At 48.0% G+C, this 12,566-nt stretch carries 10 protein-coding genes; 8 read left to right on the top strand and 2 right to left on the bottom strand.

Annotated features, from left to right (window positions below; translation table 11 throughout):
* Positions 1–445: 445 nt before the first annotated feature.
* A complete protein-coding gene (dpsA, locus tag J0895_RS14180) occupies positions 446–982 on the bottom strand; it encodes a DNA starvation/stress protection protein DpsA (protein ID WP_207088723.1) in 537 nt (178 codons plus the stop codon).
* A gap of 540 nt (positions 983–1,522) precedes the next feature.
* Here dpsA and J0895_RS14175 point away from each other — a divergent pair.
* Together J0895_RS14175 and J0895_RS14170 are read left to right on the top strand one after the other, a co-directional pair.
* Positions 1,523–1,768, top strand: a complete 246-nt coding sequence (locus J0895_RS14175) for an Asr1405/Asl0597 family protein (RefSeq protein WP_207088722.1) — start codon at positions 1,523–1,525, stop codon at positions 1,766–1,768.
* Between the two features lie 117 nt (positions 1,769–1,885).
* Positions 1,886–2,536, top strand: coding sequence for a (2Fe-2S) ferredoxin domain-containing protein (locus J0895_RS14170; protein WP_207088721.1), 651 nt, complete (start codon positions 1,886–1,888; stop codon positions 2,534–2,536).
* Positions 2,537–2,635: 99 nt separating this feature from the next.
* Here J0895_RS14170 and J0895_RS14165 read toward each other — a convergent pair whose 3' ends face one another.
* Complete coding sequence (locus J0895_RS14165; RefSeq protein WP_242541298.1) at positions 2,636–4,312, bottom strand: iron uptake porin; 1,677 nt, start codon at positions 4,310–4,312, stop codon at positions 2,636–2,638.
* Between the two features lie 1,056 nt (positions 4,313–5,368).
* On the opposite strand from J0895_RS14165, the gene J0895_RS14160 reads away from it, so the two are divergent.
* The 6 genes from J0895_RS14160 to atpB all read left to right on the top strand — a co-directional run bounded on the left by J0895_RS14160 (position 5,369) and on the right by atpB (position 12,429).
* A complete protein-coding gene (locus J0895_RS14160; RefSeq protein WP_207088720.1) occupies positions 5,369–6,424 on the top strand; it encodes an extracellular solute-binding protein in 1,056 nt (351 codons plus the stop codon).
* Between the two features lie 125 nt (positions 6,425–6,549).
* Complete coding sequence (locus J0895_RS14155; RefSeq protein WP_207088719.1) at positions 6,550–7,554, top strand: iron ABC transporter substrate-binding protein; 1,005 nt, start codon at positions 6,550–6,552, stop codon at positions 7,552–7,554.
* A 326-nt stretch (positions 7,555–7,880) separates the two neighbouring features.
* Positions 7,881–9,539, top strand: coding sequence for an ABC transporter permease (locus J0895_RS14150; protein WP_207088718.1), 1,659 nt, complete (start codon positions 7,881–7,883; stop codon positions 9,537–9,539).
* Positions 9,540–9,714: 175 nt separating this feature from the next.
* A complete protein-coding gene (locus tag J0895_RS14145) occupies positions 9,715–10,794 on the top strand; it encodes an ABC transporter ATP-binding protein (RefSeq protein WP_207088717.1) in 1,080 nt (359 codons plus the stop codon).
* A gap of 389 nt (positions 10,795–11,183) precedes the next feature.
* Positions 11,184–11,627: an ATP synthase subunit I gene (locus tag J0895_RS14140; RefSeq protein WP_340643518.1), complete on the top strand. Its 444-nt coding sequence runs from the start codon at positions 11,184–11,186 to the stop codon at positions 11,625–11,627.
* A gap of 46 nt (positions 11,628–11,673) precedes the next feature.
* Positions 11,674–12,429: a F0F1 ATP synthase subunit A gene (gene atpB, locus J0895_RS14135; RefSeq protein ID WP_207088716.1), complete on the top strand. Its 756-nt coding sequence runs from the start codon at positions 11,674–11,676 to the stop codon at positions 12,427–12,429.
* The last annotated feature ends 137 nt before the right edge of the window (positions 12,430–12,566 follow it).

Raw genomic sequence — 12,566 nt, 5'->3', positions numbered from 1 at the left:
GTTGAGTAGGGCGCATAGATAAATACCTGCTCACAAGAAAGAATTTACCACCCCGCCCCTGGGGGGCACCCCTCCAAGGGAGGGGAATTTCTCGGCTAATTCCCCTCCCTTGGAGGGGTGTCCCGAAGGGACGGGGTGGTTTCCTATTTTTTAGTTTCAACTTAGGAAATAAGGACGAAAACCCTTGGGCTGTAAAGCTTACGGAGTAAGGAAAATTTGACAATGAAACAGCCCTACTTGCCAAGGGGAGGGGACCGGAGATGTACTTAAATGTAATGACAAATGACCAATGACAAACGACCCCAAAAAAAAGATGCAGAGAGGGAAAATCCCCCTCTGCCTTAAGCGTTCTCTTCTGTTTAGAATCGATAGGTCGAGTCGGTCAGCGTTTAAAGCTGAACTATCCTTCTACAGTAACGCAGTTTTGAGAAAACCTCTCTATTATTTAGTGGGAAACCACTAAACTATCGTGGGCTAGGAAATGCGCCAGATGATAAGCGCGTTCTTCTGTAGCCAGCAGGATTTTCTCGTAGAGATACCGGGTGGCGCGATCGCCTAAACTCTCCGCCTGAGCAGCCTGCCGTCGCAACAGTTGAATCATCCCTTGTTCCCCCACCAAGTCATGTTCTACCATCTGACGGCAGCTATACACCCCATCCGGTTCTGGGGTCCAGCAGCACAATTCAGCTAATTTACTGAAACTCGCGGCGGGAATTCCCCCCAACCCATTCAATCGTTCCCCTAAATCGTGGATGTGTTCTTCTACCGCTTCGTAATTTTCTTGAAAAAACTCATGCAGGGAGTAAAATTCAGCCCCTTCCACCACAAAATGATGTTTTTGATACTGCAAATAAAGCGCTTGAAAGCTTGCTAAGGCTACATTTAAGCCTTCGCAAACCGGCGCAGTCACTGAGGTTTCTAACCCAATCGGATTGTCCGCAATCTGCCCAAAGGATCGGACCGCATTCTGCATTTCAGCCATAATTAGTGTTCTCCTTTTTGATTGGCAACTTTTATTGCTCAATAGAGGAATTTTAACACAGGCAAATCTAGGTGGGAGTACATAGAATACACCCTAAATATTTTTAAACCGCTATAGATTATCAATTAGCTCGGTTTTTAAAATATTGCAGATTACCAATTCTTACGAGGGAGGTTGCGGATTCTTCTGAACAAAACCCTAGGGCCCTCAATCAGATACAGTTGACGGTCCGTCCCCATACTTTAGCCCGTTACTGCTAGGGGTAGTGTTATGTCTTGAATTGACACTAAATATAGAGGGTAATTCGGCTGAATTGAGAAGTTATCTCATTTTTAAGGGGAAATTTTTAATGAATTGTAAAGTTTTGTTAAAGTCTATCTAAAAATAGATGAGAATATTTGTCAGTTGCAGTAAGGTAAGGAAGAAGACAGGCGATCGCCGGGTTCAAAACCTGATCGCGATTGCTCAGAGCGAGGGGAAGAATCAGGGAGTCCCTCTACCCGCTTACTGATAATATTTAGCAAGTATTAGGACAATTGCATGGAATCATCGGAACACAAGACCGATCTAGCACAGTTAGTAGAAGTGAATGGGACCGAACGATGGTCTGTATTTCAGCGGTTGCGCGAACTAGAGATTCCCTGTTGGTGTGAACCCAATCAGCCATTGCGGGTGTACCTGAGCGATACAATAGCCACCGTGCAGTTTTGGAGTGTATCTAGACAACAGAGTGCCTCGCGTCAGGAGTTAGTGCTGTGGTTAGAACAGTGCTGGCAGATTAATTAAGTCAAGGCGATCGCCTCTGGGGGGAGTCCCGGATCCTGTCACCAGAGGGATTTAAAACTGCGATCGCCCACGTTTAAGCAAACTTTTGTACAAAAAACAACCACCAAAAACAAGACAATGGGTAAATCATATAAACAAACCTCAGAACTCAATCTCGAAGGTCGTTTCTTAGGGTTTGGCATCCCCGGGGGAAAGAATCTTAAATACTTTCGATTGGCGACAGGGGAAGGCGAACGGTTTATTAAGCTAGATATGCCGAAAAAGCAGCGTGCTATTTTAGAAACTCAGTTGACACCCGGAGACTGGGTGAGGGCGATCGGGGAGAAACAACTGAACCTCAAAACGGGATTATTGAAGCTTAAAGCCTATCATATTCTCCCGGCCCTCAACTCGGTTTCTTCTGAACCCGTGCCAATCATGAGTCCGGTATCCGGTTGTGATCATTTTCGAGACTGTGCGATCGCCGAAACTTGCGCGAGTTCTCCACCCCCCATTGCCACCCTCGAACCCATCGTCCCCGAAAAAAAGAAAGCAACCATTCTCATTTGTCAAAAGTCCGACTGCCGCAAGAAAGGGGGAGCAGCAGTCTGTAAAGCATTAGAAGAACAGTTACGTCAAAAAGGGTTAGAAGATAATGTCACCATCAAGGGAACAGGCTGTATGAGCCGCTGCAAAGCCGGACCCAATGTAGTCGTTATGCCGGATAAAGCCCGTTATACCAAGATTCAGCCCGAAGACATTCCCGACTTGATTGCCAATCATTTTTAGAGCAATCCAAACCTTAAAAACTGCCTATAAATAGAAAGAATCGGTAAATTCTAAAATTTACCGATTCTTCAGATGTTCAGCGGGACCAATACCGTGAGTTTAGAAAGTAAACTGAGTTCGCATAGTACCCACCCAGATGGTATTGTTGTCCGAATTATGATCGGGATTGGTAATCACAAAAAATCCCGGAGTAATATTGATTCTCTGAGTGATGGGATACTTGAATAACGCCTCAAAATGCAAGGAAGTATCCGGGTCTTCCCGTCCAGAGACATCATTACTGATCACTTTCGGCTGTTGGCCGACAATAAAACCCAGTAGGCTGCCTTCTTTCACTAAATCGGGAACCCCGACATTCAGCGCCCAGTTAAATAAGGTGGCAGTGTCGCCACTGCTAACATCTCCGTCACTGACTTGGGCTTCGGCTAAGGACCAACCGGCCCAACCAGAAACCGTCACGGGAGCGAATGCAAAGCTGGCTTGTACCCCCAAGTTATTGGAAGTGGTGGCAACATTATTGGTAAAAGGTCGCCTTGCATTGCCAGAACCCGTACTCCCGGAAACGTTAACCTCACCCCCGGGAAAATAGGAGTTAGAGTAAGCCAAGCTGACCTCTAAATTTTCAATCGGAGTGGCGGTGAGCTGGGCAGTGGCGCTATAACTGCCATCAAATAACCCATTTTTAGCGGTGGGGGTACCGGCATTTCCAGCCATATAGGCACCATACAGTCTAGCCACATTGCCAAATTTGTATTCAAACCCTGCACCAGCACCACCCGGTTGCCGATAAATAGTCGGGTTGCGACGGCCAAATCGCGATAGCGCACCACTACCGTCACTTTCAAGCAGGGGATTGGTGACGGGGATAATGTGATCCTGAGCGAGTCCCGTTGCCCCCACCCACATTCTCATGTTATTGGTGATGGGGAACCGATACTCTAGGCGTTCCAGGATGGCTTCGTTGCCCTCTTCTCCGTCGAATCCCAATCGAGACATGACGGTACCCGTGGTGTTATCTAAACGTGCCACATTTACGACTTGCAGTCGGGTTCGGAGGCGATCGCGACCCGTCAAGCTAGAGTCAAAGAGCAACCGTGCACGATAACCGAAGGAGAGTTCGGTCTCTTCTCCGCCTGCGGTGGTATCCCCGCGATCGCCAAAGGCATGAATCGGAGCCATCAGGACTTCACCACTCATTTTGGTGGTGGGGGAGAACTGATTGGCTTCTAATTCTGCCGTGCGAACTTCTAAGGCATCCACTCGACCTCGCAGGGTGGCGAGTTCGGCGGCAAATTCTTCTTGTAATCGGCGAATCGAGTTGATTTCATCTGGGGATAAGGCGTTGAACCCTTCGATTTGCTGTTGAATCTGAATCAAACAGGCGTTTAAGCTGGCGGCGAATTCGTAGCGAGTCATGGCGCGGTTACCGCGATAGGTACCATCGCCATAGCCGAGGAGACATTGATGGCGCTCGGCGAGGGCACTGACTGCCTGGAATGCCCAGTCTGTGGGGCTAACATCGGTAAGTTCCCGGACCGAGTTGACCTGTTCTAAGGGACCTACTTCTAGGTCGGCTTGGGAGTAGAGATTGATTTGTTCCAGAATATCTAGGGGTTCTGGAGTTGCTGCCTCTTCAGCGATCGCCGACACCTCCGGTACTGGATCCTGCTGGGCAATTTCCGATAGAGGCATCGCACCGATTCCCATCGGAATCAAGGCCTCGATCGCCAAAATAGCTGGTGAGGCCAGCATGAGCTTCATCCACTTGTGACGCATTCCCTTCTTTCCGTTTTTCTCACACCTAAAAAGCACTCCACCAGGGTTTTTTTATGCCAACTTGGTCAAACGGGTTATTCAATCCTGGAGCTTATCAATAAGCTCTCCATAGCAATCCCTCCCTCCCTGAGATTGAGCCTTCAGTCTATCTCACCAGTTGACCATCACCGATGAGAAGAAAATTTTGGTGTAAGACCCCACATTCTCTCTGAGAGAGTGCAGGGTCTTACACCTTAATCGTTCACGATGCCAGGAGGGCTAGGATCATCCGTAATCGTTTTGACTTAAAACCCTACTGAGAATGCATATCAATTTAAGAAATACTGTATTTTTTTATCTATGTCAAGTAAACAGGACTACATCGGGCCAGAAATTTTTTACCTTCAAAATGGCTAGAATCCTGATTTGGCAAAGATTTAAGAGCGTTTTCACTCCAGTTGCTCATCTCTAAAAAAATCAGCCTCAAGGCAGTATTGTAGACTTCGGGTCTGAAAATGATCCAGGCATTCAGACCCTGATCCTGAAATATTCAGAAGCCTAGAAGTGAAATTTGGGGGCCATCTGCTGAAAGGAGGAGTTAGCCTTACTTGCCATTAATTACCAATTTTATCTTGGTCAAAACTTTAAACTGGGCAGGGATGAGAGTCAAAATCAAAGTCTAGAGGACCGAATTTATCTCTCGATTACTTATAAATTTTCTTGATAAGCTGTAACAAATCAAGGGGAATTGGGGGAATTTTTTCATTTTTTCTCAGAAAAGTTCCCCTAAATCACCTAGTTTCTGAATTTTGTTTACATTTCATAATACTTTGACAAGCAGGAGTTGGGTGATAACGCTTATCCTTTATGGCTTTAAGGCCATTCTGCCTGGGGGTAGGTTCTGAGACTGCCCAAAACGAGAATTTATTTCATTAACCTTGACGGAACGGGTCTAATATCGTAAACTCATATCTTGGATTGAAAAACAACCTCGGCTGGATTGCTTTTAAATTTAATTGCAAATTTTTCTTAATTGGGTGACCCCAAGATATCGAGGTACTTTAGGAGGTGCAAGGAGTGAAACGTAGAAAAATATTGAGTTTATTAGGGTTGGCCCTAGCTAGTGGATCACTGGCAGTCGCTTGCGCTAATGGCACAACCCCCACGGCAACAACCCAACCAGACCAGGCAGCAACAACAGCTAACCCAGTCACTGGACAACTGGTGGTCTATTCGGGTCGGAACGAGAACCTAGTGGGCTCATTAATCGAACAATTCAAGACTGAAACCGGCATTGATATCCAAGTCCGCTACGGAGAAACGGCAGAACTGGCGGCAGCCATTCTCGAAGAAGGCCAAAATACACCAGCCGATGTCTTTTTTGCACAGGATGCCGGTGCTCTGGGTGCTCTGCAAAAAGCCGATCGCACAGCCAAACTCCCCGAAGATATTCTGAATCAAGTCGAGTCTCGGTATCGATCGCCCGAAGGAGAGTGGGTGGGAATTACAGGTCGGGTTCGCACCTTAGACTATAATACAAGCCTCGTATCCCCGGAGGAAGTCCCCCAGTCCATCACCGAATTGACCGACCCCAAATGGGAGGGAAGAATTGGCTGGGCCCCCACCAATGGTTCATTTCAATCCTTTGTCACGGCCCTGAGACTCTCTTTAGGTGAGGAACAAACAAAAGAATGGTTACAAGGGATTCAAGCTAACAATCCCAAAGTCTATTCCAAGAATACAGCGATCGTGGAAGCCCTGTCTCGGGGTGAAATCGCTGTCGGATTAGTCAATCACTATTATTTGGAAAGAATTAAAGCTGAAAATCCAGACGTGCCAGTTGCTCACAGCTTCCCGAACGATGTGGGATCATTGGTGAATGTGGCGGGTGTGAGTATTTTGGAGAATACAGACAATCTGGCTGCATCGGAACAGTTTGTTAACTTTATGTTAAGTCCCCAAGCTCAGGAATACTTTACTCAAGAGACTTACGAGTATCCCTTGACAACAGGTGTAGTGGCGAATAAAACCCTGAAACCTTTATCGGATATTAAGTATTCCGACATTGATCTGAGTAACCTTGATGATTTAGAGGGAACGCTAAAGCTACTCCAGGAAACCGGCATTTTATAGAGGTTGCCGGAAAACTGGCGGGGAAATAATGCGGCGATCGCCCCTTTGGATGCCCTAAAGTATAGCATCAACTGTTGCCATAACTTCCGAACAACATCAACCGAAACATTAAGAGATTACAAACCATGAACTATCGGAAAAAACTGGCGATCGCGGCGATCGCCATCCTGTTAAGCCTGGGCGGAATTCGCCTCGTCATGGCACAGGGAAAAACCCTGATTATCTATTCCGGGCGGAATGAAAACCTGATCGGTCCCGTTATTGACAAAGCCCGTCAAGAACTCGGACTTAATATAGAAGTTAGATACGGGGATACCGCAGAATTGGCGATCGCCCTGCTCGAAGAAGGCCGAAATAGCCGCGCCGACCTATTTTTTTCCCAAGATGCCGGAGCATTAGGGGCAATGGCCCAAGCTCGACGCACCATGCCAATTCCCCAACCCCTACTCAACAAAGTAGACCAACGGTTTCGTTCTCGAAACGGCCAATGGATAGGCATTTCAGGGCGTGCTCGGGTCGTGGATTACAATACCCAACTCGTACAACCCAACGAACTGCCCAGCAATATCTGGGAATTGACCGACCCCAAATGGCGGGGTAAAGTCGGCTGGGCACCTACCAATGGATCATTTCAGTCCTTTGTCACCGCCATGAGGTCTATTGCTGGAGATGCTCGCACTTTAGAATGGCTACGGGGGATGAAAGATAATGGTGCAGTGGTGTATCGGAACAATACCACCATTGTAGAAGCATTAGGTCGCGGGGAAGTCCACCTGGGGTTAGTGAATAACTATTATCTCTCCCGGTTTACCAGTGAAAATCCGAATTTTCCCGTCGCCCATCATTATATGCCTGGAGATGTCGGGTCGATGATTAACGTGGCGGGGATTGCCATCATGGATACAACCGACCAAAAAGGGGATACGGAAAAATTCATTGAGTATCTGCTCAAACCCGAAGCGCAACAGTATTTTGCTCAAGAAACCACCGAGTATCCTTTAGTTTCTGGGGTACAACCACCGGCGAAACAAATTTCCATCTCTCAAATCAATCCGCCCAATATTGATTTGAGCAACTTAGCTGATTTAGAGGGAACGATTTCTTTGCTAGAGCAAGCGGGACTTTTGTAAAAAAGTGGGAGCATCCGAATGAAAGCCGCCCTCACCCTAAATCCCTCTCCCAAAGGGGGAGAGGGACTGAGGGTGAGGGCTTCTCCCAAAAAGGGAGAAGGGGCTCCGGGGGATGAGGGCAGACTGTCCAAACATCGGATGCACCCAAAAAAGTTGAGCGACTTGAGTCAAGATATAGCAGATCCTTTATCAGTTGTGGAATGCCCTCACCCCCAACCCCTCTCCCAAAGGGGGAGAGGGGTTGGGGGTGAGGGCATAAATCATTTAGGATTGCTATAGAACATAGGTCAGATACAATCTAGAGTGCGAAAGGTGCAAAATCAAGGATGAAATCAACGAAACAGGGAAAGGCGATCGCCCAGATTGGCAAGCGGTTAGAGAAGTTGTTTAGGGGATATCAGTCCTCGGCACAAAAGTCTCGCCCTCCAGGGTTTTTGGTGGCAGCCGGAAGTATTACTGCTGTGGCGATCGCCCTTCCGTTAGTCTATCTCGTCATCCGGGCAGCAGGTGCGGGATTTGAGGAAGTCTGGACCTTGCTCTCTCGTCCGCGCACCCTCGATGTGTTAGTCCGGAGTTCCGGGTTAGCCGCAGCAGTGACCTTATTTTCAGCCTTGATATCCTTGCCTCTAGCCTTTTTGACCGAACGGACCAATTTGCCTGGGCGGCGGTTTTGGGCAGTCGCCACCACCCTCCCCCTCGCCGTTCCCAGCTATGTGGGTAGCTTTGCCTTAATTGCTACATTTGGTCCCCGAGGGAGTTGGCTGCAACTGCTCCTGGAACCCTTGGGAGTGGATACATTGCCCTCAATCTATGGCTGGTTCGGTGCAATTCTGGCCCTAACTTTGTTTACCTATCCCTATCTGCTGATTGCCTTGCGATCGGGCTTGCAAGGGATTGATCCGGCGATCGAAGAAGCCTCCCGCACCCTGGGAAACAATGCTTGGGGGACTTTCTGGCAAGTTACCTTACCCCAGTTGCGTCCCTCCTTAGTCGCTGGGGGATTATTAGTCGCCCTTTATTCCTTGCGGGATTTTGGGACACCCAGCTTGATGCGGTTTGACTCCTTTACTCGGGTCATTTTCATCCAGTACCGGAGTAGTTTTAACCGCAACTCAGCGGCAGTGTTGTCCTTAGTTTTAGTCGCCCTGTTGCTGCTCATTCTGGCGATCGAATATCGAGTGCGGACGGGTGGAGCCTATTACAGCAGCAGTTCGAGTGGTAGTCGCACTCCCACTCGCATCGCCTTGGGTGGGTGGAAATGGCCGGCGATCGCCTTTTGTAGCATCATCACCGCCTTGGGATTAGTCCTCCCCATCGCCGTCACCCTCTTCTGGTTGTGGCGCGGACTCAATGCCGGAAAAATCCCCCCCGATGTCCTCACTACCGGCTTTAATTCCATCCTCGGGTCCGGTCTTTCGGCGATGATTGCCACCCTCTTCGCCCTCCCCGTCGCCATCCTTTCCGTGCGCTTTCCCGGACGAATCACCACCGTAATCGAGCGCTTAACTTACATTGGATTTGGTCTGCCGGGAATTGTAGTTGCCCTCTCTTTAGTCTTTATGGGTGCTAACTATGTCCCATTTTTATATCAAACCTTACCGATGTTAGTGTTTGCCTATTTAGTGTTATTTTTACCCCAATCCGTTGGCACGATTCGCAGTTCTCTGCTACAAGTCAATCCCCAATTAGAAGAATCCGCAAGGACTCTGGGCCGCACGCCCTGGCAAACCCTGCGAGAAATTACCTTACCTTTGGTTAGTCCGGGGGTGTTAGGTGGCGCAGTTTTGGTCTTTTTGACGGCAATTAAAGAACTGCCAGCTACGATGTTACTTGCGCCTATTGGGTTTAAAACCCTAGCAACCCAGATTTGGCAAGCGACAGAGGATGTGCAGTTTACCGATGCTGCGGCTGCTTCCCTGGCTCTATTGTTAGCTTCTGCTGGTTCTACGTTAATTTTATTATGGCGAAATCCCGGTAAAAATTAACGTTAGGTTATGATATAATTAAAATAGGATAAATTTCAAAAATAACATTATTAATAAAAGGAAAGTTGGAGATAAACATTGTTAATATTCTGAGATAAACAAATAAAGAGAGCTTGAATTAAAGCCAAAAAATTAAACCTTATCAGGAAAAATTTTCACTCCAATTTGAAAGCCAATGAACGAACCTGAAATCTTAAGATTAGAATCCGTAACCAAAACATTCGATGCCAGTGGATATCCGGCGGTTAATCGAGTGTCCCTGAATTTACCGAAAGGGGAAATTCTGACTTTGCTGGGTCCCTCCGGTTGTGGAAAAACCACCCTATTGCGGTTATTGGCTGGATTTGAAAAGCCTGATGCAGGGGTAATTGAAATTGGGGGAAGACAGGTTGCCGGGGGTGGGGTCTGGATTCCCCCGGAACATCGGCAATTAGGGATGGTGTTTCAAGAATATGCCTTGTTTCCTCATTTAACCGTGGCGGAAAATGTGGCATTTGGGTTGAAAAAGCAACAGAAACAACGGATCCAGCAGGAGGTGACGGAGGCGATCGCCCTAGTGGGGTTGGAGGGATTGTCCAAGCGCTATCCGCATCAACTGTCTGGGGGTCAGCGACAGCGAGTTGCCTTAGCTAGAGCGATCGCACCGGCACCGGCGATCGTCTTGTTGGATGAACCGTTAAGTAATTTAGATGTCCAAGTGCGGCTGTATTTAAGAGAAGAAATCCGCAAGATTCTTAAGAGTACAAATACGACGGCGATTTTTGTCACTCATGATCAGGAGGAGGCATTAGCGATTAGCGATCGCATTGCGGTGATGAAAAAGGGACGCATCGAACAATTTGGGACTCCGGAAGAGATTTATGAGGAACCCGCCTCGCGCTTTGTGGCTGGATTTGTCACCCAGGCAAATTTTCTGCCAGCGCGACGCATTGGCAAACTGTGGGAAACCGAGGTGGGGTCGTTTGCGGTGGAAGTGCCTCAAGCAGTGATGCCAGAACCCGTCGATACTTCTAATGAAGGGGAGTTAATGATCCGAGAGGAGGATTTAATTTTGAAACCGGATGAAACGGGAGAGGTGGTGATTCGCGATCGGCAGTTTTTAGGGCGAGAGCACCGATACTGTTTGATGACTCCTTCGGGACTAGAATTTCATGCACGGATTAGTGGGGAGTCTTTATTGGCGATCGGGACCCGAGTGCAAGTAGCGGCGATCGAGGAACGCTTGCGAGTTTTTGCCATGAAAGGCGTCGGGTGAGTATGGGGGAGATGGGGAGGACGTACAAGGGTAGGGTTCTACGCTCATAGTGATTGACCTTACCTTAATATTAACTTCAGCGACGGTCCCCGGACCTTGGCAAGGTCCGGGGACCGGAAGTGGCGGAAGCAATGTCAAGAGGACCCCACCCTAACCCTCCCCTTGCCAAGGTCCGGGGACCGGAAGTGGGAGTTAATATTAAGGTCAATCACCATGAGCCTAAAAACCCTAATCTTGTAAGTTCTCCCCATCCGCCCCAACCTGGATCCAGAAAATTTCCCGTTCAAGATAAATTTATTATTTTTTAAGTTATGTTACCGGCGCGTGATATTATTCAGTTTGGCCTGTTAGCGTCCAGGTGTAACGATCTGGGCATAAGTTAACTAAGAGTGAACTTGTCTGACCCTTCTGAAGAACCCACTTCCCAAGAGCGAGAACTCGAACCCAACGAGACTCGTGAACCGGAGGATAATTCCTCAATGGATGAGTACCATCAGCTTAAACAAAAGTTGTTGGTCTCGACCCTTGTGATTACAGCCGTCGTGTTTGTCTCGGTTTGGTTCTATTATTCGCTCAATATTGCCCTGAATTATTTGATCGGGGCGTGCACGGGTGTGGTTTACTTGAGAATGTTGGCAAGGGATGTTGAGCGTCTCGGCAATCAAAAGCAAAGTCTGAGTAAAGGCAGACTGGCGATGTTCATTGGGTTGATTATAGTAGCAACTCAGTGGGATCAGCTACAGGTGATGCCCATATTTCTGGGTTTCCTGACATATAAAGCCGCGCTCCTCGTCTACGTCCTTCAAACGACCCTTTTGCCGGACTCCAAATAGGATAAGGCATTTTGCAAACCATCCAGTCCCTCTGGAACCCCGATTAATGGATATGCTAGAGGTTTTAAACGCCTTTAATTCGCTCCCGATCGCCGAATTGGAAGTAGGCAAGCACTTCTATTGGCAAGTTGGCAGTCTCAAACTTCACGGTCAGGTTGTAATGACTACCTGGTTTGTGATGGGATTGCTAATTGTCACCTCCTTGGCAGCTACTCGGAACATCCAACGGATCCCCGGTGGCCTTCAAAACTTTATGGAATATGCCCTGGAGTTTATTAGAGACTTAGCCAAAGGCCAAATCGGAGAGAAAGAATATCGGCCTTGGGTGCCCTTTGTTGGCACATTATTTCTGTTCATCTTTGTGAGCAACTGGTCTGGCGCGTTGGTGCCTTGGAAGCTGATTCACATTCCCGGCGGCGAATTAGCTGCTCCGACGAGTGATATCAACACCACTGTAGCACTGGCATTGCTGACATCTTTGGCTTATTTCTACGCCGGATTCCGCAAGCGCGGTTTGGGGTATTTTGCTAAATACATCCAGCCCACGCCGATCCTGTTGCCGATCAACATTATCGAAGATTTTACTAAGCCTCTGTCCCTGAGTTTCCGTCTATTTGGAAACATCTTGGCAGATGAGTTAGTGGTGGGAGTTTTCGTGTTGTTGGTCCCCCTATTTATCCCGCTTCCGGTGATGTTTTTGGGACTATTCACCAGTGCGATTCAAGCCCTGATTTTCGCCACCTTAGCGGCGGTCTACATCGGTGAAGCGATGGAAGGCCACGGCGAAGAACATCACGAGTGACCACAACACGCACTGAACGGAATACCGTTACAGTGCGGGCTTCTTAAGAAATTAAGGAGCGTGTCATGAGCCTGAGTAATTCGTTAAGCCAGGATTACTACGTTACTCCAGAATATATAGGCACTTTGGGATGTAGG

Origin of the sequence: Phormidium pseudopriestleyi FRX01, from assembly GCF_017313335.1 — a bacterium.
Taxonomy (GTDB): domain Bacteria; phylum Cyanobacteriota; class Cyanobacteriia; order Cyanobacteriales; family Laspinemataceae; genus Laspinema; species Laspinema pseudopriestleyi.
Note: the sequence above shows the minus strand (reverse complement) of the source record. Positions and strands in the feature narration are given on the sequence as shown.

Bases quoted from the DNA above. Each gene is read 5' to 3' on its own strand.
- dpsA (WP_207088723.1), bottom strand. From the start codon at position 982: ATGGCTGAAATGCAGAATGCGGTCCGATCCTTTGGGCAGATTGCGGAC.
- J0895_RS14175 (WP_207088722.1), top strand. From the start codon at position 1,523: ATGGAATCATCGGAACACAAGACCGATCTAGCACAGTTAGTAGAAGTG.
- J0895_RS14170 (WP_207088721.1), top strand. From the start codon at position 1,886: ATGGGTAAATCATATAAACAAACCTCAGAACTCAATCTCGAAGGTCGT.
- J0895_RS14165 (WP_242541298.1), bottom strand. From the start codon at position 4,312: ATGCGTCACAAGTGGATGAAGCTCATGCTGGCCTCACCAGCTATTTTG.
- J0895_RS14155 (WP_207088719.1), top strand. From the start codon at position 6,550: ATGAACTATCGGAAAAAACTGGCGATCGCGGCGATCGCCATCCTGTTA.
- J0895_RS14150 (WP_207088718.1), top strand. From the start codon at position 7,881: ATGAAATCAACGAAACAGGGAAAGGCGATCGCCCAGATTGGCAAGCGG.
- J0895_RS14145 (WP_207088717.1), top strand. From the start codon at position 9,715: ATGAACGAACCTGAAATCTTAAGATTAGAATCCGTAACCAAAACATTC.
- atpB (WP_207088716.1), top strand. From the start codon at position 11,674: ATGGATATGCTAGAGGTTTTAAACGCCTTTAATTCGCTCCCGATCGCC.